Raw genomic sequence first — 24,187 nt, 5'->3', positions numbered from 1 at the left:
GTGCCGGTCACCACCGGAGCTTCGATGTCCCCCGCCGCACCTCATGTCACCGCCGGCAAGCCGCACAGCCTCGTCGAGGACGTCTACGCCTTCGCGATCGGCTGCTCGTTCGTCGTGCTCGGCCTCGTCTGGCTGAAGAGCGCCGGTCTGGTCACCGGCGGCATGGCCGGGGTGGCACTCCTGCTCTCCTACCTGGTGCCGCTGTCGCCGGGCATGCTGTTCACTCTGCTCAACCTGCCCTTCCTGTGGCTGGCGCAGCGCAGCATGGGAACGGCGTTCATGGTGCGCACAGCACTCGCCAATTTCGCGATCACCGGCCTCGCCTTGCTCGCCCCGTCCGCTTTCCGGCTCACCGAGGTGAACGGCCCGTTTGCGGCTTTGTTCGGCGGCACGATCATTGGCATGGGCATCCTCGCGCTCGCCCGCCATCATGCCGGCGTCGGCGGACTCGGCATCGTCGCCCTGACCCTGCAGCGCAAGCGCGGCTGGAATGCCGGGCGGACCTCGCTCATCGGCGACGCCTTCATCCTCGCCGCGTCGCTGCCGGTGCTGGCGCCGCGGCAGTTCCTGCTCTCGGTGCTGAGCGCGGCGGCGATCAGCGGGGTGCTGATCGCCTACCACAAGCCCGGGCGCTATACGGGCTATTGAGATACCGAGCTCCACACGTCATCCCAGCCCTTCGGCACGCTCAGGGTGAACTTCAGCTGGGATCTCAGAACGAGAGGTCGCCGGCGCCTGTCATAAACGCGGGTGCGCAATGTCGAGGAGATCCCAGCTTTCGCTGGGATGACGAGATAAGATAACCGCCTCGAAGTACCACTTCGAGGCGAACTCCTTACGCCGCCTTCTGCAGGTGGCGGCGGCCGAGCAGTTCGGCGATCTGGACGGCGTTGAGCGCGGCACCCTTGCGGAGATTGTCGGAGACGCACCACAGGCTGAGGCCGTTATCGACGGTCGGATCCTCACGGACGCGGCTGATATAGGTGGCATATTCGCCGACCGCTTCGACCGGGGTGACGTATCCGCCGTCCTCGCGCTTGTCGACGAGCATCACACCAGGCGCTTCACGCAGGATGTTCTGGGCTTCCTCGGCCGAGATCTCGTCCTCGAACTCGATGTTGACCGCCTCCGAATGGCCGACGAAAACCGGCACGCGCACGCAGGTCGCGGTCAGCTTGATCTTGGGATCGAGGATCTTCTTGGTCTCGACCACCATCTTCCACTCTTCCTTGGTTGAGCCGTCGTCCAGGAAGACGTCGATGTGCGGGATGACGTTGAACGCGATCTGCTTGGTGAAGAAGGTCGGCTCGTTCGCGTCGCCGACGAAGATGTTCCGGCTCTGCTCGAACAGTTCGTCCATGCCGCTCTTGCCGGCGCCGGAGACCGACTGATAGGTCGCGACGACGACGCGCTTGATCTTCGCGCGGTCATGAAGCGGCTTCAGCGCCACCACCAACTGCGCGGTCGAGCAGTTGGGATTGGCGATGATGTTGCGCTTAGTATAGCCGTCGATGGCGTGGGCGTTGACCTCGGGTACGATCAGCGGGACGTCCGGATCCATGCGGTAGAGCGAGCTGTTGTCGATCACCGTGCAGCCGGCCGCAGCCGCCTTGGGCGCATATTCCTTCGACACCGCCGAGCCCGCCGCGAACAGGGCGATGTCCCATCCGGCCCAATCGAAATGCTCGATATTCTTGACCTTGAGCTCGCGGCCGCTGTCGCCGAAATCGATGACGTTTCCGGTCGAGCGCGGCGAGGCCACGGCGGCGATGTCGTCCAGCGGAAACTGCCGCTCGTGGAGGATATTGAGCATCTCGCGCCCGACATTGCCGGTCGCGCCGACGACCACCACCCGATAACCCATCTCGAACCATCTCCTGAAACTGCAGCGCCCCAGTTAGGCATTTTCGCGCATTTTACAATCGCCATCTGAGAGGGCGGAAGCAGGTTTGGGATCCCATAACCGTCCTCATCTCCCAATCTTCCGCGAAGATGTGGCTTTTCGGGATCCGGAGTGCACGATTTTGACGACTGGAGAGGGAGAGCTATCATCGGTGCGCGGCAAGGGGATCGAGGATGAAGCGTGGACTGATCGCGGCACTGATCCTGGGACTGGCGCTGCTCGCGCTTGCGTTCAAGGGAGCCCTCCTCGCGCCGCCGCCCGTCAGAGCGCCCGCCGCCGGACAGTTCGACACCGCTCGAGCGATGGGCCGGCTCACCCGCATCCTCGGCGACGAGCGTCCGCATCCGGTCGACAGCGCGGCCAACGACGCGGTGCGGGAACGGCTGCTCACCGAACTGCGCACGCTTGGCCTGACGCCGGTCGTCACCGACGGCATCGCCTGCGGCGGACTGGGAGCGTTCCGCGTCGTCACCTGTGCCCGGGTGCGCAACGTTCGCGCGACGATCAATCCGAACCAGAGCGGCAGCCATCTCCTGATCGCCTCGCATTATGATTCCACCCCGGCTGGGCCCGGCGCGGGCGACGACGGGATCGGCGTCGCCGCGGCGCTGGAGATCGCCGCTCTGGTGCGGGCGAGGAATCTGCAGCGCCCGGTCACCTTGCTGTTCACGGATGGCGAAGAAGCAGGCCTGCTCGGCGCCCGCTTCTTCGTGGACCGCGACCCGCTCGCGGCTCGGGTCGGCGCCGTAGTGAACATGGAAGCGCGCGGCGTGACCGGGCCGGCGATCATGTTCGAGACCAGCCGCCCGAATGCTCCGGCCATCACCGCCTTCGCCCGCAGCACCGTGCGTCCGGTTGCGAGTTCTATGACCGCCGACGCTTATGCCCTGATCCCCAACGCCACCGACGTGACGGTGTTCGCGGGCAAGCCGTGGACGATGCTCAACTTCGCGCTGATCGGCAACGAGAGCCGCTACCACAGCGCCGACGACAGCATCGCCGGGCTGGACCGCCGCAGCGTTCAGCATATGGGCGACCAGGCGCTGGCGGCGACGCTGTCGCTGGCAGACGGCACGGCACCGGCCGCGTCCGGCACCGTCCTTTATGCCGATCTGCTCGGGCGCCTGCTGGTGCACTTCCCGCTCTGGGTGGGAATGGCGGCACTCGCCGGACTGACCGCCGTCTTCGCGCTGCTCACCTGGCGGCGGCGCGCCGGCATCGGACGGGCCGTCGCGGCGATCCTCCTGTCGCTCGTTGGCAGCGTCGTGGTGACCTTGCTCGGCGCCATTCTCGTCGGCACGATCAAGGGCGGATACTTCTGGCGTGCCCACCCGGAAGTGATGTCGAGCGCCATCGACATATCGGCGGCAGCAACCGCCGCGGCGCTGTTGCTATGGCTGAAGCCGGCGGCCACGCGCCCGCTGCGCGCGGCCTTCTGGCTCCTCTTTCTCCTGATCGGCGGTCTGATTGCGTTGCGCGCTCCCGGCGGCGCGATCTTCTTCCTCGCGCCGCCCGCCGTCGCTGCGGCCGGCATGGCCCTACATCGCTACCCCCACGCCGAGCGGATCGGAGCTCTGCTCGCCTGGCTGCTCCTGCTTCTTACCTGGGGGCCGATCCTTCACCTCGCGGAGGTGCTGCTCGACTTCCGCATGGCCTGGGCGTTCGCCCCGGTGGCGGCGATCATCCTCCTGCCCCTGCTGATCGAGCTGTGGCCGCTGCTGAGAGATGCGCGAAGAGGACCGGCATTGCTGGTCTGCGCCGCCGCGGCAGGGATCGGCTGGGCGATGATCGCGCTGGCCCCTGCTTATGGTCCCGAGCGCAAACAGCAATTCCGGATCGACTATGCATGGAATGCGGACGCGCGAAAGGGCCAGTGGCTCGTCTCACATGACGGCGGACCTCTTCCTGCGCGTGTCGCTGCCCGGACCCGGGACGACAAACTGCCTTGGTCCCCGGCGCATGTGCGCACGGCCGATGCCCCCGCGGTCCAACTTGGCGCTCCGTCGCTCGAAAAGCTTGCCGAGCACATGACCGCCGAGGGCAGACGCGTGAGGCTACGCCTTCATTCCGGCGGCGCGGAGAGCCTCTTCCTGCGCGCCGACCCGGATGCCGGCCTTCACGCCATCGCCGTGGCCGGAACAACGAGCCGGTTCGGAACCGGCGGCAAGGAGGAACATTATCTGTTGACCTGCAATGGGCGCAGCTGCGACGGGCTGGTGTTCGAACTCACGATCGGCGGCCGCAAACAGGTGGACGTCCTCGCCGTCTCAACCCGCAGCGGGTTGCCGGCCGGGGCGGCATGGCTGGTCGATGCCCGCCCCGCCGACGCCGCCCCGCAATATGCGCCCGATCGCAGCCTCGCCTTCCGCAAGCTCCGGGTGTGACCAGATTTACCTGGCCTCTTCGCCCTTCACCCGGCGATCGAGGAAGCCGGTGATCGTCTGCCAGACGTGGGTCTGCGGACCTTCGCCGGCGATGGCGTGGGTCGCGCCGGGATAGACCATCAGCTCGAAAGGCTTCTTCTCGCGCTGAAGCTTGGCGATGATCGCCGTGCTGTTCTCGAACACCACGTTGTCGTCGGCCATGCCGTGGATGATCAGCAACGGATCGGCGATCCGGCTCGATTGCTCGAGCGCACCGGAGGTTTCGTACGGCTTGGCATCGATGGCGGGATTGCCGAGGTAGCGCTCGGTGTAGAAGGTATCGTACAGCTCCCAGCGGGTCACCGGCGCCACGGCGACACCGGCGGCGAAAGTGCCCGGCGCCTGCTCGAGCAGCTTCAGCGTCATGTAGCCGCCATAGGACCACCCCATCACCGAGATCTTCGCCGGATCGACGAAGTCCTGCCGCTTCAGCCAGTCGACACCGGCAAGCTGGTCCGCGACCTCGGCACCGCCCATCGCGTGATGGATGGCGTTCTCGAACCTGGTGCCGCGACGGTTGGTGCCGCGATTGTCCAGGGTGAACACCACCCAACCCTGATCGACCAGATATTGCTCGAGTGGAAGATCGCGATACCAGGCGCGGGTGACGAGCTGGCCGTGCGGGCCGCCATAGACATGGACGAAGACGGGGTATCGCTTGCCCGGCTCGGGCGGCGGCGACAGCATGCGATAGTGGAGGTCCGATCCGTCCGCCCCCCTAATCGTGCCGAATTGCGGCGCGACATGACTCGCAAGATAGGGTGCGTAGGGGTGATCCGCGTCGAGCTTGTTCTGTTCGACCCAGGCCAGCCGCTTGCCGTTTGCGTCGGCGAGATAGACCTGACCCGGCTGGGTCGGATTGGAGCGGCTGACCAGCGCACGCGTCGCTTTGTCGTCCATTTCGACGCCGTTCCACCAGCCGGCTTCGGTCACCCGCTCCGCCTTGCCGGGCTTGTCGTAGCGCACCCGGTAGAGCTGCTGCTCGATCGGCGTCTCGGCCGTGCCGGTGAAGTAGACGAGGTGCTTCTTCTCGTCGATACCGGCAACCTCTTCCACCGCCCACTCGCCGCTGGTGAGCTGGATCCATTCGCCCGCCTTCCAGCGATAGAGATGGGAGAAGCCGGACCGTTCCGAGGACCAGATCAGACTGCCGTCGGGAAGCGGGCGGAGATTGTCGTGCAGGTTCACCCAGGTCGGCGAGGTTTCGCTGAACACGATCTCGGACGCGCCGGAGGCCGGATCGACGCGCAGAACGTCGAGCCGTTTCTGGTCGCGGCTCATCCGCTGAACGAACAGACTCTTGCCGTCGCGTGCCCAGTCGACCCGGGTGAGGTAGACGTCGGGATCGGTGCCGAGGTCGACCTTCAGGCGGCCGCTGCCGTCGGGTTTGAAGATGTAGAGATCGACCAGCGCATTGCTGGTGCCTGCGGCCGGGTAACGCTGTTCGACGAGCTTGGTCCCCTCGGCACCGATCGCGGCGCGGGTGACGACCGCAACCGGGCTTTCGTCGACGCGTGCGACCGCGAGGTAACGATCGTCGGGCGACCACCAGTAACCGGTGTAGCGCCGCATCTCTTCTTGGGCGACGAACTCGGCCGCGCCCCAGCTCAGAGTGCCGCCGCCATCGCTGGTCAGCGCCTTTTCCGTACCGGAGGCGAGCTCGAGCACATAGAGATTCTGGTCGCGCAGGAAAGAGAGGCTGCGTCCCTTCGGCGAGACCTTCGCGTCGATCTCCGTTGCCGCACTTTCGGTCATCCGGCGAACCTTGCCGTCGAGGGCTGCGAGATAGAGATCGCCATCGATCGGCACGAGGATGGACTTGCCGTCCGGCGCCCAGGCATAATCGGTGATGCCCTTGGTGCCGGCGATGCGCAGTCGCTCGCGACGCATCTTCTCCTCTTCGGAGACTTCGGCACCGCTGCCGATCCTCGCCGAATCGACCAGCATCCGCGCCGCACCGGTTGCAGCGTCGATCGCCCACAGATCGAAACGATCCTTCTCGTCGGCACGATTGCGCAGCAAGGTGACGAGACGACCATCGGGCGACAGGGTCGGTTTGCGCGGCGTCGGCCCGGCAAGCGCCGGGCTCTGGAACAGCCGCTCCAGGGTCAGCTCGGCGGCCTGCCCTGGAGTGGAAAGTGCGGGCATCGCGGCGGCAGCAATCATCGGCATCAAGATCTTACGCATGTGCGCCGTCGTAGAGGCGGAGCCTCGCCGGTGAAAGCGCATAACGCTGCCGCATCACCTCGGTGCGGGACGGGACGGGAACGAAAAAGGCGGGAAGGTTGCCCTCCCCGCCTCGTTTCCTTTTCGGCCGTGTGCCGCGAGAGCTCAGCTCTCGGCGGTGTCCGTCGCCGGCGCCGGGGTCGGCGCGGCAGCGGCGGCAGCGGCAGCCGCTGCAGCGGCCTTTGCTTCGGCGAGCGGGCGCGGATCGCGGCGCTCGGCGATGCGGGCGGCCTTACCGGTGCGGCCACGCAGATAGTAGAGCTTGGCACGACGAACGGCGCCGCGGCGGACGACGTCGATCGAATCGATGTTCGGCGAGTAGAGCGGGAAAACCCGCTCGACACCTTCGCCGAAGCTGATCTTGCGAACGGTGAAGCTGCTGCCGAGGCCGCGATTGGCGCGGGCGATGCAGACGCCTTCGTAATTCTGAATACGGGTACGGTCGCCTTCGACGACGCGGACGCCGACGCGGAGCGTATCGCCCGGGCGGAATTCCGGAATCGGGCGGGCAGCGCTGAGCTGCTCGATCTGCTCGGCCTCGAGCTGCTGAATGAGGTTCATCGTCTTCAACTCTCTTCTTCGCGCTGCGCACCAGAGGGCGACCGCCTTCGAACGTCCCCGTGACGTTCGATCAGGTCCGGCCGCCTTAGCCGTGTATCCTCGACCGCTCTGGCTTTGCGCCAAGCGGCGATCTTCGCATGATCCCCCGATCGCAGCACTTCGGGGATCCTGCGCCCTTCCCATTCAAGAGGTCGGGTATAATGAGGGTATTCGAGAAGGCCGCCTTCGAAGCTTTCCTCCTCACCGCTCAGAGCCGCGCCCATTACGCCGGGAAGCAGCCGAATGCAAGCATCGAGAAGGGACAGGGCGCCCATCTCGCCGCCGGAAAGCACGTAATCTCCGATCGATACCGGCAGAATGGGTCGTGCCTCGAACACGCGTTCGTCAAACCCTTCGAAGCGGCCGCACAAGATCGACACGCCAGGGCCTTTCGCAAGGCCACGAACCAGATTCTGGGTCAGCGGCTCGCCGCGCGGAGTCATCGCCAGCAAAGGTGCGTCGGGACGGCGCGCGAGAACATCGTCGATCGCACGACCGAGCACGTCGGCACGCATCACCATCCCAGCACCGCCACCGGCAGGCGTATCGTCGACCGAGCGATGCCTGTCGCTTGCGAAGTCCCGGATCTGAACGGCGTCGAGGGACCAGATCCCCTCCCCCAGCGCCCTTCCCGCCAGGCTGTGGCCGAGCGGACCCGGAAACATCTCGGGATACAGAGTGAGGATGGTTGCTGCCCAGGTCATGCCGCTCCCGTAGCGGCGGGCGGGCTGGTTAGCGAGAGGGGTGCGTCCGCGCTGCCTCTTGGCGCACCCTCTTTCTTCATCCCCTCCCTTCCAGGGAGGGGAGCAATCGACGCTAGTGGATGATCGTGTAGCGGAAGGCCTGGATCGTCGCCGGGTTGGTCGGCGCGAGCAGCAGCTGGCCTTCGACGCTGCCCCGCGCGCAGCTCCAGCGGAAAGTGCCGGAGAGCGCGCCGGTCGGCGTCACGGCGCTGTCGGTGCGACAGTCGCCGACTTGGCGTTTGACCTCCGCCAGTTCCTTCTCCCAATTGGCCGGCGAGCGATCCATCAGGAAATTCATCGCAAGCTGCGCGCGGGCGGCTTCGATACTGCCGGCGGCGAACATCGCGCCGGCGGCGCGGTAGCCCTCCGCGAGGGCGGCACTTATCGGCAAAGTCCGCTTCGGAATCGCGCCAGCGCGGTGGAGCGCCATCGCGGCGTCCCACGCAGCGCCGGAGCCGCCATTGTAGGTGCGGTTGCTGAACACGAAAATGCCGACGCCCTGATCGGTGAGCAGCAGCATGTGCGATCCGTAGCCGGGATAGCCGCCACCGTGACTCAACGTGTTACCCAGTTCCGGATCCTCGGCCTGGATCAGGCCCATGCCATAGGCCGCCGCCTGGGTCGCCGATGTGGAGCCGAAGCGCTGCCGCAGCCGGGCAAAGTTGGAGCCGAGCGCCATCTCGCGCACGGTCGAGCGCCGCACCGGGCCGCTGTCCCTGTCGTCGCGCGGCGGCCAGGCCGAGAGCAGGAATGCCAACCAGCGGGCATAATCATTGGCGCTGGTCTGGACGCCGCCCATCGCGCCGAACACGCCGTGGCGCATGGTCGGCTCCTCGGACCAGGCCTCATTTTCCCAGCGGTAGCCGATCGCCCGCCGCACCATGGGGGAGGCGGGAACGTCGTAGCTGGTGGAGGCCATGCCGAGCGGCCGCTGGATCCTCCGCGAAATATACTCATCATAGGGCGTGCCGGAGACATTGGTGACGATCCGGCCAAGCAGGGCGTAGCCGAAGTTCGAATATTCGAATGCCGTCTGCGGTGCGCGGGTGAACGGCACGCCCGTCTTCAGCATCGCCGTGAACTCGGCCTCGGTGATCACCTGCTGGCGATCGCCCCAGGGATCGTCGGTGACGAAGCCGCCCGCATGGCTGAGCAGGTCTCGCACCCGGATGCGCGGCGAATCTGCGGTCGGATATTTCCAGGCCTTGAGCTCGGGCACGTAAGTTTCGGCGAGGGCATCGAGCGAGAGCTTGCCCTCGTCGCGCAGTTTCAGGATCGCAAGCGCGGTAAACGCCTTCGACATCGAGGCGATGCGGAACAGGCTGTCCGGAGTCACGGGCCGCTTTGCCCCGAGATCCTGGACCCCGAAGGCCTTCACACGGACGAGTTGCCCGTCCGCCACGATGCCGTAGACGAGGCCGGGGGCATGCGAGTCCTTCTGGAACGTTTCGAAGATCCGGTCGATCTCCGGCACGGCCGCCGCGATCTTGGCGCGATCGGCGGCACCGGCCGGGACGCTGAAGAGCGCGAGTAGGCCCGCAACAACAAACCTTGTAACTTGCACTGCGTCCACCCTCTCATGCCATTCAGATCCAGATCCTTAAACCGAAGCTCTCGTTAGAGTCTCGCACCGATGCTGACCGGCAATGCAACGACGGAACCCGCTTCTCCGCGATGCGCTCAAGCGGCCATGAGCGAAGAACCCTGTTACGACTGCCTGGTGATCGGCGGCGGCCCCGCCGGGCTCACCGCCGCCATCTATCTGACCCGTTTTCACCTGTCGCTGAAGGTGGTGGACGCCGGCAACAGCCGCGCCGGCTGGATCCCCTGCACCCACAATCATGCCGGCTATCCGGAAGGCATTTCCGGCAAGGAGCTGGTGGCGCGGATGAAGGAGCAGGCGCAGAAATACGGCGCCTCCGTCGTCAGCGGCCGGGTGACCCGGATCGACCGGATCGAAGGCGGCTTTCGCGCGGAATGGGGCGAGGGATCGGTGATCACCCGCACGATCCTGCTCGCCACCGGAGTCACCAACCGCAAGCCGCCGATGGACGAGGAATTGCATGACGAAGCGCTGCAGCGCGGGCTGATCCGCTATTGCCCGATCTGCGACGGCTACGAAGTCACCGACAAGAAACTGGGCGTGATCGGCAGCGGCAGCCACGGCGTTGCCGAAGCGGTGTTCCTGCGCGGCTTCACGGAAGACGTCACCCTGATCGCGCCGGACATGGCGCACTGCCTCTCGGAAGAGGATCAAGCGCGGCTTGCCGAGTTCGACATCGTCACCGTCGACGGCCCGTGTCAGGCCGTCGCCGCGCACGACGATTGCATCGTCGTCGACACGGCGGAAGGCCATTACACGTTCGACAGCGTCTATCCAGCGCTGGGATCCGACACCCATGTCGAACTGGCGCTGCAGCTCGGCGCGGCGCTGCACGAGGGCGTCCTCGTCGTCGACAGCCACCAGCGCACCAGCGTCCCCGGCCTCTACGCCGCAGGCGACGTCGTACTCGGTCTCGACCAGATCAGCCATGCCATGGGCGAAGGCGGCGTCGCGGCGACAACGATCCGCAACGACATGGCGAAAGTGCGACCGATCAAGCGCGAGACGTTGAAGGCGTCCTGAGCGGCCTCAAGGCGCCTGCAATCGGGACACTCCGCGCGCCAGCGCATCGATTGCCTCGTCGACATGCTCGATATGGGTGCGGAAGCTGACGATCGCGCAGCGTAGGGTGAAGCGCCCGTCGATGCGCGTGCCGCTGAGCATGACTCTGCCCTCCTCCTGCACGGCGTGCAGCAAGCGTTCGTTGAACGCGTCCGCATCACCCTTTTCGGGCAAGAAGCGGAAAGCGACCACCGACAGGTCCGGGGGCGGACCGGCGTCGAAGCCCGCCAACATACTCAGCCGCGCGTGGAAGTAACGCGCCAAAGCGAGCTTCTCGCTCTGGGCCGCGCGGAACGCGTCCACACCGGCAAGCTGCAACGGCAGCCAGAGCCGAAGCGCACGGAAGTGACGGGTCAATTCGGGGGACAGGTCGGCCGGCGACGGTCCGACATCGAAGTCACCGAGCGGGCGGATGTAGTCGGCGCTGGCGCTGAACGCGTCGAGCAGATGTTGCCCCTCCCGCAGCAGCACCGCGCCCGTGCCGTAGGGCAGGAACAGGGTCTTGTGCGGATCGACGACGACGCTGTCTGCGAGGGAGAGACCGCGCAGTCGCTCCCGCCCCTCGTCGCACAAGGCGAACAGCCCGCCATAGGCGCCGTCGACGTGGAACCAGGCGCCGAAGCGTCGGCAGATCCCGGCGATGTCGGAGAGCGGGTCGACCGCACCGGTGTCGACGGTCCCGGCGGAAGCGATCACCAGCCAGGGCCGGATCCCCGCCGCTTGGTCGGCAGCGAGCGCCTGCTCCAGCGCGGCCGGCGACATGCGGTGCCGTTCGTCGGTCGCGACCGTCCGTCGCGGCGCGCGAGCGCGCCCGGCGATGTGCAGCGCCTTGTCGACGCAATGATGCGCGAAGCGTGTCGCGTAGACGGCGCCGCCACCGTCCGGATCACGCGCCTCGCGTGCCGCGACGACCGCACTGAGATTGGCGATGCTGCCGCCCGAGGTCAGCGTTCCGGCGGCGCCGGTGGGGTAACCGATCGCTTCGGCAAGCCAGGCGGCGGTTGCATTTTCCAGCCGGGTTGCACCGGGCGCGGCCGAGGCGAAGCCGGAATATTTGTTCGACACGGCCGCAAGGAAATCGCCGATCGCGGCGTGAAAGACGCCGCCACCCGGAATATAGGCCATGAAACGCGGCGATGTCGTTGCAAAGCCCGGCGCCTCGACGCAGGTGCCCAGATAGTCGAGCACGGCAGCAGGGTCCCGTCCGGCGTCCGGAAATTCCGGTTCGAGACGATGGAGGAAGACGTCCGCGGCCGGCTGCCTGCTCGGCGCATCGGGAATGGCTTCGAGGAAGGCCTGCGCATGGGCGAGTGCCCGCTGCGCCAATGCCTCACGCTCCTCAAGGCCGGGCTCGAGCGGGGCGGTGCGCGCGCGCAAGGCGGCGATCTGCGCTTTCAAATCGTCGATCATGGCTGCGACCAATCCCACACATTGGCGGCGGCAGAAAGCGCCCTCAGGCGAGGAAGACCGGATCGACGACGATGCGGCCATCCTTCAGATCGGCGACTCCGTCGCGGAACGGCACCATCGTGCGACGGCCGCCCGGCTGTTCGATCTCGAGGATATCGCCAGCGCCGAAATTCTCGACGGCGACGACGCTGCCGAGTGGTGCTCCGGCGTCGCTCTCGCAGGGCAGTCCGATCAGGTCGGCGTGATAATATTCGCCGTCTTCGAGCGGCGGCAGCGCCGACCGCTTCACCGTGAGCAATTGGCTGCGAAGGGCCTCGGCCTGATTGCGATCGACGATCTCCGCAAAGCGGACGATCGGATTGGGGCCGGGTTTGATCGAGGTGATAGTGAGCATGCGCTCGCCGACCAGCACCCTGTCGTTGCGCTTGAGGCTGTCGATGCCCTCGGCGAACAGCTTCAGGCGAACGTCGCCGGCAATGCCATGCGCGCCGGCGATTGCGGCGAGGGTGACCTGGGGATCGGTATCGGTGGTCACGTACACTTGCCCTTGTTCCTCTCCCCATAAAGGGGAGAGGCTGGGAGAGAGGCAGAGGGGGGCCAGAGTTCACGCAAGCAGGCTTGCGCTCGGCCGGACTCCCCCTCTCCCCGGCCCTCTCCCCCGAAGGGGAGAGGGAGGTAACAGCTTACTCCGCCTTTTCGGCGCCGTCGGCCGGAGCGGCTTCGTCCGCGCCTTCGGCCGGCTCGCTGGTCGACTGGCCCTCGTTGGAAGCCTCGTCGGCCGGGGTCGGCTCTTCGGCCGGAGTCGGCTCGGGTGCCGGTGCGTTGGCTTCGGCCTCCGCAGCCGCTGCAGCCTCGGCGAGTTCGGCCTCGCGAGCCGCACGCTCTTCGGCGCGCTCCGTCGCCTTCTCGCCCGGCTTGCCCTTGTTCGGGTTGCTACGCGCGGCGCGCTCACGGACACCGGCGGCGTCGAGGAAGCGGGCAACGCGGTCGGTCGGCTGCGCGCCGACGGACAGCCAGTGGCGGGCACGATCAGCGTCGAGCTTCACACGCTCTTCGCTGTCCTTCGGGAGCATCGGATTGTAGCTGCCGATGCGCTCGATGAACTTGCCGTCACGGCCGGTGCGCGCGTCGGCGACGACGATCTTGTAATAAGGACGCTTCTTCGCGCCGCCACGGGAAAGCCGAATGGAAACTGCCATGCTATATTCCTTTCTGAGAGTATCGCTTATTTCTTCATGAACTTGTCAAAACCGGGCGGGAGACCGAAGGGCGCGCCGCCCGCGCCGCCGCCGCCGCCGGGAAGTCCAGGCAAGCCGCCAGCCGGGCCGGCGCCACCGGGGCCGCCGAGCCCTCCAAGGCCACCCATCCCGCCGCCACCGCCGAACAGAGCGCCCAATTTGCCGAGGCCGCCCATCTTGCGGATCTTCTTCATCGCGTTCGCCATTTCCTGATGCATCTTCAGGAGCTTGTTGACGTCCTGCACGGTCGTGCCGGAGCCCTTCGCGACGCGAATCTTGCGCTTGGCGTTGAGCAATTCGGGCTTGATCCGCTCCTTTGCGGTCATCGATCCGATCATCGCGTCCATGTGGACGAGGATCTTGTTGTCCATGCCGCTCTGCGCCATCGCGCCCTGCACCTTCTTCATGCCCGGAAGCATGCCGGCAAGGCCGGTGAGGCCGCCCATGCGCTGCATCTGCTGAAGCTGCGCGCGAAGATCGTTCATGTCGAACTGGCCCTTCGCCATCTTCCTGGCGAGCGCTTCGGCCTCTTCGACCTTGATCGTCTCCTGCGCTCTCTCGACCAGGCTAACGACGTCGCCCATGCCGAGGATACGGCCGGCGACCCGGCTCGGGTGGAAGGCTTCGAGCGCATCAATGCCCTCGCCGACGCCGGCGAACTTGATCGGCTTGCCGGTCACCGCACGCATCGACAAGGCGGCGCCGCCACGGGCATCGCCGTCGAGACGGGTGAGCACGACGCCGCTGAGCGCCACCTGCTCGGAGAAGTTCTTGGCGACGTTCACCGCATCCTGGCCGGTGAGCGCGTCGACCACGAGCAGAATCTCGTTGGGGGTCGAGACCTCGGCCACCGCCTTCATCTCATCCATCAGCGCCTGATCGACGTGGAGACGACCGGCCGTATCGAGCAGCAGGACATCATAGCCCTGCAGACGCGCGGCCTGGAGCGCGCGGCGGGCAATCTCGACCGGCTGCTGGCCCGGCACGATCGGCAAGGTGGCGACGTCGGCCTGGGTGCCGAGCACGGCAAGCTGCTCCTGCGCCGCCGGGCGGGCGACGTCGAGCGACGCCATCATCACCTTCTTGCGATCGCGCTCGCTAAGCCGGCGCGCGATCTTTGCCGTCGTGGTCGTCTTGCCCGAGCCCTGAAGGCCGACCATCATCACGACAGCCGGCGGCGTGACGTCCACGTGGAGATCGGACGCGTCGGCGCCGAGCATGTCGACTAGCGCATCATGCACGATCTTGACGACCTGCTGGCCCGGCGTGACTGATTTCAGAACCTGCTGCCCGACCGCCTGCTCGGTGACCTTGTCGACGAACTCGCGCACGACCGGCAGCGCGACGTCGGCCTCGAGCAAGGCGATACGAACCTCTCGCATCGCCGCGCGCACGTCGGCCTCGACCAGAGCGCCGCGGCCGCGGAGGCGATCGAAGACACCGGTAAGGCGATCGCTGAGGCTGTCGAACATCCAATATTCCTCTGTGCTGACGCCGCCAAACGAAAAACGCCGGCGGGCGAAACTCGCCGGCCAGCGTGCATCCATCGGACGCGCGTCACCCGACTCCTGAGCCGGGATGTGGGCGCGGATAGAGGATGGGGCAAGGGAAAGCAAGGCGGTACGCGGTACGGACGCGAAGTTCCGTTTCTCCTGATACTCTTCCAACGCCGTCATCCCGGCGAAAGCGGGAATCCATGGAGGTATCCAAGGCCGTTCGGGCTGAGCCTGTCGAAGCCCTCTTCCGCCGTTCGGGCGTAAGAGCAAGAGAGGACTTCGACGAGCTCAGCCCGAACGCGGTTCAGCAAATCGAGCCCCGCTCCGATCGCGTGCCCCTCTTCCCCTTCCCCGCAGAGGCAGGCAGAGGAGCCGCCATGAACCCAACGATCCTGGTCGATGCCGACGCCTGCCCCGTCAAGGATGAAATCTACAAGGTTGCCTGGCGGCACGAAGTGCCGGTCAAGGTGGTCAGCAACAGTCCATTCCGGGTTCCCGCCCACCCGGCGATCGAACGGGTGATCGTCGACGGCGGCTTCGACGCGGCGGACGATTGGATCGCGGAGGCCGCCGATGGGGCGACGATCGTGATTACCGCCGACATCCTGCTCGCCGACCGGGCATTGAAGAAGGGTGCGACCGTGATCGGATCGAACGGCAAGCCGTTCAGCGCCAACTCGATCGGTGCGGCCATCGCAACCCGCGCGATCATGGCGGACCTCCGCGCCGGCATGGACGGGCCCGGGGGCGGCCCTGCTCCGTTCTCCAAGGCGGACCGATCGCGCTTCCTGCAGGTGCTCGACGAGGCGGTGGTGCGACTGAAGCGGCAGTGACGCATGGTCGTGACGCCTCTGCAACCACTCGGCGACTGCGTCGTTTCTGATCCAAAATCATCATCGTCGGCCACGGCGTACTTTCGCCGACGACGATGGCGACGACGAGGATAGAGACGTGAACATCGAAGACGAGGCGCCCGACGTCGAAGGCGGCGGGCAGAGCTGGGGCATACCCGCGCAAGGCAGCGCGGACATCGGCGCGCGCGAGCCGATCGAAAGCCCGGGCCGGCATCACTGGCGCGAAAGCACGATCACACGGCCCGGGCTGGACGATCGAGGCAACGTCTTCTTTGCCGCGATCGAAATGACCCGGATGCCGATGGTGCTGACCGATCCCAATCAGCCCGACGACCCGATCGTCTTCGCCAACAAGGCCTTCCTCGATCTCACCCTCTACGAGGAAGATGAGGTGCTCGGCCGCAACTGCCGGTTCCTGCAGGGAGCGCAGACGGATCGTGACGCTGCCGCCGAGCTCGGGCGCGCAGTCAAAGCGGGCGAGTCGGTGGCGCTCGAACTGCTCAACTACAAGCGCGACGGCACGCCCTTCTGGAACGCGGTGTTCATCGGCCCCGTCCACGACGTGTCGGGCAAGCTGCTCTATCATTTCGCGAGTCAGCTCGACGTCACGCGCCGGCGCGAGACCGAGCAGGCCTATCACCAGGCCCAGAAGATGGAGGCGATCGGCCAGCTCACCGCCGGTCTCGCCCACGACTTCAACAATTTGCTGCAGGTGGTGAACGGAAATCTCGAGCTGCTTGCCACCCGTACCACCGATGATCGCAGCCTCGGCTATGTCGAACGGGCGCGCACCGCGGCGGAACGTGGCGCCAAGCTGACCGGGCAGTTGCTCGCCTTCGCCCGCAAATCGCGCCTCTCGCCCCGCCCGGTGGACGTCAGCGAGTGTATCGGCGGCTTTGCCGACGTCGTCGAGAGCGCGCTCGACAGCCACGCCGAGCTCCATCTCAGCCTTCGCCGAGGATTGCCCAAGGCGATGCTCGATCCGGCGCAGTTCGAGATGGCGATCCTCAACATCGCGCTCAACGCACGCGACGCAATGCCGCAGGGCGGCGTCGTCACCCTCTCCACCGCAAAGCTGCACCTGAACGGCAACGCTCCCGCCCGTGGCCTCCCGTCCGGCGACTATGTGCTGGTGGAAGTCCGGGACGAGGGCGAAGGCATGACCGCCGAGGTGGCGGCGCGCGCGGTGGAGCCGTTCTTCACCACCAAGAAGACCGGCAAGGGCACCGGTCTCGGCCTCGCCATGGCCAGCGGCTTTGTCCAGCAATCGCGGGGGCGCCTGGAGATCGACAGCGCGCCGGGACACGGCACCACGATCCGCATGCTCTTCCCGGTCGCGAGCGACGACAGTCAGCGGCCCGAGGAGCATCCGTTCCGTCCGGCGCGGGCGACGACCACGAAGGACGGACCCCGTCCGCACATCCTCGTGGTGGAAGACAGCCCCGAAGTGCTGGCGCTCGCGCGCGAGAATCTGGAGGATGCCGGTTATCGCGTCACCACCGCGCCATCGGGCGATGCCGGCCTCGAGACGTTCAAGACGGCGATGACGGAGGATCCGATCGATCTTCTCTTCACCGACCTCGTCATGCCAGGCGGCATGAACGGGATCGTCCTCGCGGAAGCCGTGACTGCGCTCGATCCGGACATCGCGGTGCTGATGACGACGGGCTACAATGAGGAGCTGGTGATCGAAGGGCCGGAGCGGGTCGGCCACGACGTTCTCGGCAAGCCGTACCGCAAAACCGATCTGCTCGACCGCATTCGCCAGGCGTTGAACCAGCGCGGCGCATCGGCCGAACGCCGGCGCGCATCGGACTTCGGCGCGGTGGAGGCCTGAGCTCCGGACAGCAGCGCCGCCACCGCTGTCCGGACACCCTCAGCGTCAGGCGCGCTTGGCTGCGATCCAGGCGTCGATCTTGCTGTCGAGGACGGTCAGCGGCAATGCGCCGGTCCCGAGAACCTGCTCGTGGAATTCGCGAAGGTCGAACTTCGGTCCGAGTGCCTTTTCGGCGCGGGCACGAAGCTCCAGGATCTTCAATTGGCCGAGTTTGTAGGCGAGCGCCTGGCCGGGAATGGCGATGTAGCGTTCCACTTCGGCAGTCGCGTCCGTCTTGCCCATGGAACTGTTGTCGAGCATGTATTTGATCGCCTGATCGCGGGTCCAGCCCTTGGCGTGGATGCCGCTGTCGACGACCAGCCGCATCGCGCGCAGCATCTCGTCGTTCAATCCGCCGAAGCGCTGATAGGGATCGGTCTCCATGCCGAGCTCGTCCCACAAAGTCTCGGCATAGAGGGCCCAACCCTCGACATAAGCTGTGTTGCCGCCGAACCGCATGAAGTTCGGCAGCGCCTCATTCTCCTGCGCGAGGCTGATCTGGAAATGATGGCCGGGTGCGCCCTCGTGGAGGTAAAGCGTCTCCATGCCCCAGGTCTTGCGGGACGGCAGATCGTAGCTGTTATAGTAGAAGACGCCCGGCCTCGAACCGTCGGGCGTGCCGCTATTGTAGCTGCCGCCGGCATCAGTCTTCTCCCGATAATCCGGCACCGGGCGGATCTCGAGCGGCGCCTTGGGCAATGTCGAGAAGATCTGGCCGACCCGTGCGTCCACCCGCTTGCCGATCGCGTAATAGCCATCGCGAAGCGCCTCCTTCGAGGCGGGCTCGAAACGCTTGTTGGTCCGCAGGTCTTCGAAGAATTGGGCGAGTGTGCCCTTGAAGCCGACCTGGTTCTTGACCGTTTCCATCTCGCGATGAATGCGAGCCACTTCGCGCAGGCCGAGCGCGTGCACCTCCTCGGCGGAGAGCGGGAGCGTGGTATTCTGCTCGATCAGGAAGGCGTAAAGCGTGGCGCCTCCCTTCATGTCGGAGAGGCCGACGCCTTCGCGCGCCACCGGCAGATATTCGTTCTTCAGAAAGTCGCGAAGGCGCACGTAGGCCGGCCGGATCTCGTCGCGGATCACGGCCGCAGTCTCGGCGCGGAGCCGCTGCTGGTCGGCCGCGGAGATCCCGTCGGGGAACTTGCGCGCCGGGCCGTAGAAGGTCGAGCCCTCAACGCCCTGTGCCAGCTGCAGATCGATCTGATCGATTACGTTGCGGACCACGAGCTTGGGCTGGACGACACCGGTCTTCATGCCTTCGCGGAAGCGGGCGATCGCGCCATCGAGCAGCACCGGATATTGATGGTGCCGCTTCAGGTTGTTCTCGTAATCCTCGAGCGTCTTGAAGGGAGCCACGCCTTCGCCGGAGGCAAGATCGGGATAGAAACTGTGGAACCCGGAGAAATGGTCGATCGGGCGAACGGCCGTCAGCGCCAGGATCTCGGGCGACGTGCCGCGCAACTGCAGCTCCTGCTGGCGCTTGAACACGTCGTAGGCAATGCGATCGGTGGGCGAGAGCGCATTGCGATCGATCGCGCGTAGAGCCGCCAATTCCTGCTCGGCCGCCTTCCGCTCCGCCGCGAAATAGGCATCGCTGATATAGTCGCCGAGCTGATCGGCGTAGCGCATGTCGCCGCGGAACAGAGCGTTGATCGGATTGCGGCGCAGATTGTCCTCGTCGCTTTGCCTGAACAGGGCGTGCAGGCGCTGGGATGCCTGGGTCGATGCAGCGGCGTTGGCGGCCGGCGGCGCACCGCCTGCCTGTCCCGCCGTGGCGGCCGCACCGCCGGTGAGGAGAAGGGCGCCGAGGGCGGTCGCCAGCAGTGCCGATTTCGAGATCATGATCGTCTTTCCCCGCATGTTCAATCGCGGCTTGGCTAGCGCATCGGCGGCGCGCGGGAAATGGTGCACGTCGCCGCCGTCGCAACGGGGCAATACGGGAACACGCCCCCTCTCCTTCCGTCGCGGACGCGATGAGGCTAGACGGAGCGTGAGAGGATCATACGCCATGCGCTTGACGCCGATTGTCGCCGCCTGCCTTTTGGTTGCCGCATGTGAAGGGGGCAACGGGCAGCCCAGTGCAGCTCCAGCCAGCAACGCACGCTCCGCCCCGTCGCCGCACAGTCCGGTTGAAAGGACCAAGGCACCGACGGCAGTCGCCGAACCTCCCGTTGACGGCGCAGTCGCGAAGGCCAGCGCGCCCCCGGCGGACAATCCCTGCCGGATGCAGGACGATGCGCCTCTTGAGGTACGGCCGATCCGGGCGGTCGGCACCGAGCCGTTCTGGAACGTGCAGGTGGACGGACGCTGCGTGACCTACACCGATCCCGAGAATCAAAGCGGCACTCGCATCTGGGCGCGCTACCAAAAGAACGGCAAGAGCGAGACCTGGACCGGGGCGTTCCAGGGCAAGCCGTTTGAACTCCGCAGCAATGTGCAGCCCGGATGCTCGGACGGCATGTCGGACAAGGTCTATCCGATCGCCGTGCAGCTGCTCGTTTCGGGCGAAGTCCGCAACGGCTGCGCCGAACCCACCTGAACGGACCCTATTTGGACAGCGTCCAGGCGCCGGATTCCGCCGTCCAGCGCCCGTTCGCGATCGGTTCGAAGACGAGGCCGACGTCGTTCTCACCCCAAAGCATGAGCTTGAGGTCTTCGAGAGACCAGCGTTCGAGCCGTGCCGGCACGCTGCCCCTGGCGCAGGTGGAGGTGACGTTCCCCAGCGAGCCGCCGTCCGCGTCCGGCGCTTGCCGAAGTGTGATCGTGCACGGGCTTTTGCCGCGCCGGGCGATCTTCCACGTGCCTGCCCATTCGGCCGGTTGGAGCCGATGGCTGTACCCGGCGACCGTGGGCATCAGATAATGTTCCGGATTGATCAGATCGGGGCTGGTCGGCACCGCGGTCTCGTCCTCCACGAAGGTCATGAGGGCCTTTCCCTTGGCGTCGAGGAGAACCGTGCCGTCGGCAAGTCGCCACCCCGTGACGCCGGCGGACGCGGGAACAGCGGCAGCGCAGGTCGGATCCGGGCGCGCCCGCCAGCGCTCGGGACCGAGCCGTTCCGCGCTGAGGACGATGGTGCAGGCAGGTCTTCCGTCGACGGGAACGATCTGCCAGCTTCCCGCCGTGTCGCGGATGATCTCCTCGCTCACCTGGGCGCCGGCGGGAACGCTGACCAGCGACGCGACCAACGCGCATCGGATCATGGCGCGCCGACAAATTCTCGGCACATCTCCGCCTGCCGGCACAGGAGGCGAAGCGAAAACGGGCGGCGCGTCATGCATCATCTGCCTCCTTAGCGCACCGACGGGGTCGCGCAGATCGTGCTTAGCACGTGGACGAAAGGAACTGCCAGCCGGCGGCGCGGACCAGCGACAGCTTCTGGACCGACCAACAGCAGGTAGAACGCTGCCCTGACCTCCGTTCGTCCCCGATCAGCGACGTGGTGATCGCTGCATCTCGCCGACGGGGATCGCGGACGCGAGATAAGGCATCGTGACATAGCGTTCCCGGGACATTTCGAACGTCGGAATCAGCTGCTGTCCCGGCATCAACGCCTCGCTCGCCTCCACCAGCGGAACGGCAAGGCGGGTCTTGAGCCGGCGAGGATGTCGGACTGGCAATCGACGACCACCTCGCTCGCACCCCTTGGAGACGTGCTTCCGACTTGTTCATCATGCCCAACAATCATGCGCATCAAAAATGCGCAAGGCGTCGTTCTTCTGGATCGCGTGCCGGAGCCTGCGGTGGACTAACCTGCACATGCTCCCTAGATGCGCTGTCGCGATGAAGCGGCAGTTCCGGAAGATGCATGGTCTCGGCAACGACTTCGTCATCTTCGACGCGCGCGAGGCGCCGCTCGAGATGGACGGAGCGACGGCGCGCGCCCTCGGTGATCGGCAGACCGGCATCGGCTTCGATCAGTTGATCGTGCTCGACCGTTCGGCGGTCGCCGACCTCAAGATGCGGATCTGGAATTCGGACGGCGGCGAGGTCGAGGCGTGCGGCAACGCCACCCGCTGCGTCGCGCTGATCGCCGGCGGCCGCAGCCGGATCGAGACCGTCGCCGGCATCCTGGAGGGCGAGGCCGGCGAGGGCGAGGCGGAGGTCGACATGGGTGCGCCCCGGTTCGGCTGGGATGAAATCCCGCTCGCCTATCCGCTGGACACGGCGGCGATGCCGACGGGCTGGGAGGAGCTACGCGATCCGACGGCGATCAATATCGGCAATCCACACGTCATCTTCTTCGTGGAGGATGTCGATGGCATCGATCTCGAACGCCTTGGGCCGTTGATCGAGCAGGACCCGCTCTTCCCGGAGCGGATCAACGTCAACGTCGCGGCGGTAGAAGACGGTTCGATCCGCCTTCGGGTGTGGGAGCGTGGCGCCGGGCTCACGCGTGCCTGCGGTACCGGCGCCTGCGCCACGGCCGTCGCAGCGATCCGCTGCAAGCTGGTGAGGAGCCCCGTTGCCGTTCATTTGCCGGGCGGCACCTTGACCATTTCGTGGTCGCCGGGCGGGACGATCCGGATGCGCGGCGGTGCGACCGACGTCTTCACCGGTGAGATCGACCTGTGAGCGGCCCCGAAATCGTCACCCTGGGCTGCCGCCTCAATGCCGCCGAGAGCGAAGCCATGCGGGCGCTCGCCGCGGGCGCACACGATCTGATCATCGTCAACAGCTGCGCAGTGACCAACGAGGCGGTGAAGCAGACCCGGCAAGCGATCCGGCGCGCAAAACGCGCCCGTCCCGACGCGCGGCTGTTCGTGACCGGCTGCGCCGCCCAGGTCGAACCGCAGCGCTTCGCGGCTATGGCCGAAGTGGATCGCGTGCTCGGCAACCGGGAGAAGTTCGAGGCGGCCTCGTTCGCCCGTTCGGGGGCGGCAGACATCCGCGTGTCGGACATCATGGCGGTGCGCGAGACCGCGCCGCACCTCGTGGCCGGCTTCGCCGAACGATCGCGAGCCTTCGTCGAGGTGCAGAATGGGTGCGACCACCGCTGTACCTTCTGCATCATTCCTTTCGGCCGGGGCAACAGCCGGTCCGTCCCCGCCGGTCTTGTCGTCGATCGGGTGAAAGCGCTGGTCGACGACGGGATCGAGGAAGTGGTGCTGACCGGGGTCGACGTCACCAGCTACGGCCCCGATCTTCCCGGCGCGCCGTCGCTCGGGCTGCTGATCGAGCGGATCCTGCGCCATGTTCCGGCGCTGCCGCGGCTGCGCCTGTCGTCGTTAGACTGCATCGAGATCGACGCACGCCTGTTCGAAATCATCACCGGTGAGCCACGCTTCATGCCGCACCTGCACATGAGCTTTCAGGCGGGCGACGATCTGGTGCTGAAGCGGATGAAGCGCCGGCACAGCCGCGCCGCAGCGATCGAGATCGTCCAGCGGCTGAAGGCCGTGCGGCCGGAGATCGCGATCGGCGCCGATCTCATCGCCGGCTTCCCGACCGAGAGCGACGCCATGGCCGAGAACAGCCTGCGGCTGATCGACGAATGCGACATCGTGATGGCGCACGTCTTCCCCTATTCCCCCAAGCAGGGCACACCGGCGGCGCGGATGCCGCAAGTGCCGCCGCCGGTGGCGCGGGAGCGCGCTCGGCGCTTGCGGGAGGCGGGCGGACGCCGCAAGGCAGCATGGCTCAGGAGCCTGATCGGAAGCCGGCAGCGGGTTCTGGTCGAGCGGCCCGGCGACTGCGGCCATGGCGAGAGTTTCGCGCCGGTGCGGCTGGACCGCACCTGCGCGGTGGGAAAGACGGTGGAGGCAGTGATCACGAGCGTGGATGGCGAAGTGCTGGTCGGAGAGAAGATTTGAGCGATGCAGGCTGGCTCGATCGGCTCCAGGCGGGGTTCCGGAAGACCTCGGAGCGGCTGGGCGACAATCTGGGTGGGCTGTTCGCGCGCGCTGCGCTCGACGAACAGACGCTGGACGAGATCGAAGAGGCGCTGATCGCCACCGATCTCGGCCCGGCAACCGCCGCCCGCATCCGTGAAAGGCTCGCCGGCGAGCGCTTCGAGCGCGGGCTGACCGAGCAGGGTCTGCGCGAAACCGTCGCCGACGAGATCGAGAAAGTGCTGGCACCGGTGGCGAAGCCGCTGGAGATCGATGCCTTCCCGCGGCCGCAGGTGATCCTGATCGTCGGAGTCAACGGATCGGGCAAGACGACCACCATCGCCAAGCTCGCGCATCTCTTCCTGGAACAGGATTATGGCGTGCTGCTCGCCGCCGGCGACACCTTCCGCGCGGCCGCTATCGGCCAGCTCAAGGTCTGGGCCGATCGGATCGGGGTGCCGATCATCGCCGGTCCGGAAGGCGGCGACAGTTCGGCGATCGTCTTCGACGGGGTCAAGAAGGCGACGGCGGAAGGCATCGACACGCTGATCGTCGACACTGCTGGGCGGCTGCAGAACAAGAAGGGTTTGATGGACGAGCTCGCCAAGATTCGGCGGGTGCTCGGCCGGCTCAACCCGGCGGCACCGCACAATGTCGTGCTCGTTCTCGACGCTACGACCGGGCAGAATGCGCTCAACCAGATCGAAGTGTTCCAGCAGGTCGCCGGAGTTTCAGGACTGATCATGACCAAGCTCGACGGCACCGCGCGCGGCGGCGTCCTCGTCGCCGCTGCCGAGCAATTCGGCCTGCCTATTCACGCCATCGGCGTCGGCGAGGGCATGAACGATCTGCGTCCTTTCGATCCTCGGGTGATCGCGCGGGCGATTGCGGGGCTGACCTCGTGAGCAGCGCGGGACCGGAC

20 protein-coding genes are annotated in these 24,187 nt (G+C 66.5%); 9 read left to right on the top strand and 11 right to left on the bottom strand.

What is annotated here, in order from left to right; genetic code table 11:
• The first annotated feature begins 24 nt into the window (after positions 1-24).
• Positions 25-648, top strand: coding sequence for a YitT family protein (locus ETR14_RS20565; RefSeq protein WP_129388286.1), 624 nt, complete (start codon positions 25-27; stop codon positions 646-648).
• Between the two features lie 187 nt (positions 649-835).
• Here the strand turns inward: ETR14_RS20565 and ETR14_RS20560 are convergent, their stop codons facing one another.
• Positions 836-1,864: an aspartate-semialdehyde dehydrogenase gene (locus tag ETR14_RS20560; protein WP_129388283.1), complete on the bottom strand. Its 1,029-nt coding sequence runs from the start codon at positions 1,862-1,864 to the stop codon at positions 836-838.
• Positions 1,865-2,076: 212 nt separating this feature from the next.
• Here ETR14_RS20560 and ETR14_RS20555 point away from each other — a divergent pair, with 212 nt between their 5' ends.
• A complete protein-coding gene (locus tag ETR14_RS20555) occupies positions 2,077-4,287 on the top strand; it encodes a M20/M25/M40 family metallo-hydrolase (RefSeq protein WP_129388280.1) in 2,211 nt (736 codons plus the stop codon).
• Between the two features lie 6 nt (positions 4,288-4,293).
• On the opposite strand, the gene ETR14_RS20550 is transcribed toward ETR14_RS20555, so the two are convergent.
• From ETR14_RS20550 to ETR14_RS20535, 4 genes are all read right to left on the bottom strand, one after another.
• Complete coding sequence (locus tag ETR14_RS20550; RefSeq protein WP_243455607.1) at positions 4,294-6,513, bottom strand: S9 family peptidase; 2,220 nt, start codon at positions 6,511-6,513, stop codon at positions 4,294-4,296.
• Positions 6,514-6,657: 144 nt separating this feature from the next.
• Positions 6,658-7,113, bottom strand: a complete 456-nt coding sequence (rplS, locus tag ETR14_RS20545; RefSeq protein ID WP_129388277.1) for a 50S ribosomal protein L19 — start codon at positions 7,111-7,113, stop codon at positions 6,658-6,660.
• Positions 7,114-7,118: 5 nt separating this feature from the next.
• A complete protein-coding gene (trmD, locus tag ETR14_RS20540; RefSeq protein WP_129388275.1) occupies positions 7,119-7,856 on the bottom strand; it encodes a tRNA (guanosine(37)-N1)-methyltransferase TrmD in 738 nt (245 codons plus the stop codon).
• 112 nt (positions 7,857-7,968) lie between these two features.
• On the bottom strand, positions 7,969-9,459 hold the full coding sequence (locus ETR14_RS20535) for a serine hydrolase (protein WP_243455606.1): 1,491 nt from the start codon (positions 9,457-9,459) through the stop codon (positions 7,969-7,971).
• A gap of 126 nt (positions 9,460-9,585) precedes the next feature.
• Here ETR14_RS20535 and ETR14_RS20530 point away from each other — a divergent pair, with 126 nt between their 5' ends.
• A complete protein-coding gene (locus tag ETR14_RS20530) occupies positions 9,586-10,521 on the top strand; it encodes an NAD(P)/FAD-dependent oxidoreductase (RefSeq protein ID WP_129388269.1) in 936 nt (311 codons plus the stop codon).
• 6 nt (positions 10,522-10,527) lie between these two features.
• Here ETR14_RS20530 and ETR14_RS20525 read toward each other — a convergent pair whose 3' ends face one another.
• The 4 genes from ETR14_RS20525 to ffh form a co-directional block, all read right to left on the bottom strand.
• Positions 10,528-11,970, bottom strand: a complete 1,443-nt coding sequence (locus tag ETR14_RS20525) for a pyridoxal-dependent decarboxylase (protein ID WP_165356550.1) — start codon at positions 11,968-11,970, stop codon at positions 10,528-10,530.
• Positions 11,971-12,013: 43 nt separating this feature from the next.
• Positions 12,014-12,511: a ribosome maturation factor RimM gene (rimM, locus tag ETR14_RS20520; RefSeq protein WP_243455605.1), complete on the bottom strand. Its 498-nt coding sequence runs from the start codon at positions 12,509-12,511 to the stop codon at positions 12,014-12,016.
• 142 nt (positions 12,512-12,653) lie between these two features.
• Entirely contained in the window at positions 12,654-13,169 is a 516-nt protein-coding gene (gene rpsP / locus ETR14_RS20515; RefSeq protein WP_129388260.1) for a 30S ribosomal protein S16, read from the bottom strand.
• 26 nt (positions 13,170-13,195) lie between these two features.
• Positions 13,196-14,680 (bottom strand): signal recognition particle protein, encoded by a 1,485-nt coding sequence (gene ffh, locus ETR14_RS20510; protein WP_129388257.1) that lies wholly within the window; start codon positions 14,678-14,680, stop codon positions 13,196-13,198.
• Positions 14,681-15,081: 401 nt separating this feature from the next.
• Here ffh and ETR14_RS20505 point away from each other — a divergent pair, with 401 nt between their 5' ends.
• Positions 15,082-15,537, top strand: a complete 456-nt coding sequence (locus tag ETR14_RS20505; protein ID WP_129388254.1) for a YaiI/YqxD family protein — start codon at positions 15,082-15,084, stop codon at positions 15,535-15,537.
• Positions 15,538-15,655: 118 nt separating this feature from the next.
• On the top strand, positions 15,656-17,395 hold the full coding sequence (locus ETR14_RS20500; RefSeq protein WP_243455604.1) for a PAS domain-containing protein: 1,740 nt from the start codon (positions 15,656-15,658) through the stop codon (positions 17,393-17,395).
• Between the two features lie 45 nt (positions 17,396-17,440).
• Here the strand turns inward: ETR14_RS20500 and ETR14_RS20495 are convergent, their stop codons facing one another.
• Positions 17,441-19,276, bottom strand: a complete 1,836-nt coding sequence (locus ETR14_RS20495; RefSeq protein WP_129388251.1) for a DUF885 family protein — start codon at positions 19,274-19,276, stop codon at positions 17,441-17,443.
• Between the two features lie 382 nt (positions 19,277-19,658).
• On the opposite strand from ETR14_RS20495, the gene ETR14_RS20490 reads away from it, so the two are divergent.
• Positions 19,659-19,973 carry a hypothetical protein gene (locus ETR14_RS20490; protein ID WP_129388248.1) on the top strand — a complete coding sequence of 105 codons (315 nt, stop codon included), beginning with the start codon at positions 19,659-19,661 and terminating at the stop codon, positions 19,971-19,973.
• Between the two features lie 7 nt (positions 19,974-19,980).
• Here ETR14_RS20490 and ETR14_RS20485 read toward each other — a convergent pair whose 3' ends face one another.
• On the bottom strand, positions 19,981-20,637 hold the full coding sequence (locus ETR14_RS20485) for an AprI/Inh family metalloprotease inhibitor (protein WP_165356549.1): 657 nt from the start codon (positions 20,635-20,637) through the stop codon (positions 19,981-19,983).
• A gap of 580 nt (positions 20,638-21,217) precedes the next feature.
• Between ETR14_RS20485 and dapF the strand changes: the two genes are divergently transcribed.
• The 3 genes from dapF to ftsY are packed head-to-tail and all read left to right on the top strand — an operon-like array spanning position 21,218 to position 24,170.
• Positions 21,218-22,009, top strand: a complete 792-nt coding sequence (dapF, locus tag ETR14_RS20480) for a diaminopimelate epimerase (protein ID WP_129388242.1) — start codon at positions 21,218-21,220, stop codon at positions 22,007-22,009.
• The gene (mtaB, locus tag ETR14_RS20475) at positions 22,006-23,247 is read left to right on the top strand and encodes a tRNA (N(6)-L-threonylcarbamoyladenosine(37)-C(2))-methylthiotransferase MtaB (protein WP_129388239.1); all 1,242 of its coding nucleotides are present in this window, start codon (positions 22,006-22,008) and stop codon (positions 23,245-23,247) included. Before dapF ends, mtaB begins: the two co-directional genes overlap by 4 nt.
• A complete protein-coding gene (gene ftsY / locus ETR14_RS20470; RefSeq protein ID WP_129388236.1) occupies positions 23,244-24,170 on the top strand; it encodes a signal recognition particle-docking protein FtsY in 927 nt (308 codons plus the stop codon). The genes mtaB and ftsY overlap by 4 nt, the downstream gene beginning before the upstream one ends.
• Positions 24,171-24,187: the final 17 nt, after the last annotated feature.

This window comes from Sphingosinicella sp. BN140058 (assembly GCF_004135585.1).
Lineage (GTDB): Bacteria > Pseudomonadota > Alphaproteobacteria > Sphingomonadales > Sphingomonadaceae > Allosphingosinicella.
This window is presented reverse-complemented; position numbering and strand designations above follow the sequence as displayed.

What these genes read in the sequence shown, in the direction of transcription:
- ffh (WP_129388257.1), bottom strand. Translation starts at nt 14,680, where the DNA reads ATGTTCGACAGCCTCAGCGATCGCCTTACCGGTGTCTTCGATCGCCTC.
- ETR14_RS20560 (WP_129388283.1), bottom strand. Translation starts at nt 1,864, where the DNA reads ATGGGTTATCGGGTGGTGGTCGTCGGCGCGACCGGCAATGTCGGGCGC.
- trmD (WP_129388275.1), bottom strand. Translation starts at nt 7,856, where the DNA reads ATGACCTGGGCAGCAACCATCCTCACTCTGTATCCCGAGATGTTTCCG.
- ETR14_RS20485 (WP_165356549.1), bottom strand. Translation starts at nt 20,637, where the DNA reads ATGATCCGATGCGCGTTGGTCGCGTCGCTGGTCAGCGTTCCCGCCGGC.
- ETR14_RS20495 (WP_129388251.1), bottom strand. Translation starts at nt 19,276, where the DNA reads ATGATCTCGAAATCGGCACTGCTGGCGACCGCCCTCGGCGCCCTTCTC.
- ETR14_RS20565 (WP_129388286.1), top strand. Translation starts at nt 25, where the DNA reads ATGTCCCCCGCCGCACCTCATGTCACCGCCGGCAAGCCGCACAGCCTC.
- ETR14_RS20555 (WP_129388280.1), top strand. Translation starts at nt 2,077, where the DNA reads ATGAAGCGTGGACTGATCGCGGCACTGATCCTGGGACTGGCGCTGCTC.
- dapF (WP_129388242.1), top strand. Translation starts at nt 21,218, where the DNA reads ATGAAGCGGCAGTTCCGGAAGATGCATGGTCTCGGCAACGACTTCGTC.
- ETR14_RS20525 (WP_165356550.1), bottom strand. Translation starts at nt 11,970, where the DNA reads ATGATCGACGATTTGAAAGCGCAGATCGCCGCCTTGCGCGCGCGCACC.
- ETR14_RS20530 (WP_129388269.1), top strand. Translation starts at nt 9,586, where the DNA reads ATGAGCGAAGAACCCTGTTACGACTGCCTGGTGATCGGCGGCGGCCCC.
- ETR14_RS20505 (WP_129388254.1), top strand. Translation starts at nt 15,082, where the DNA reads ATGAACCCAACGATCCTGGTCGATGCCGACGCCTGCCCCGTCAAGGAT.
- ETR14_RS20550 (WP_243455607.1), bottom strand. Translation starts at nt 6,513, where the DNA reads ATGCGTAAGATCTTGATGCCGATGATTGCTGCCGCCGCGATGCCCGCA.
- rpsP (WP_129388260.1), bottom strand. Translation starts at nt 13,169, where the DNA reads ATGGCAGTTTCCATTCGGCTTTCCCGTGGCGGCGCGAAGAAGCGTCCT.
- ETR14_RS20490 (WP_129388248.1), top strand. Translation starts at nt 19,659, where the DNA reads ATGCAGGACGATGCGCCTCTTGAGGTACGGCCGATCCGGGCGGTCGGC.
- rplS (WP_129388277.1), bottom strand. Translation starts at nt 7,113, where the DNA reads ATGAACCTCATTCAGCAGCTCGAGGCCGAGCAGATCGAGCAGCTCAGC.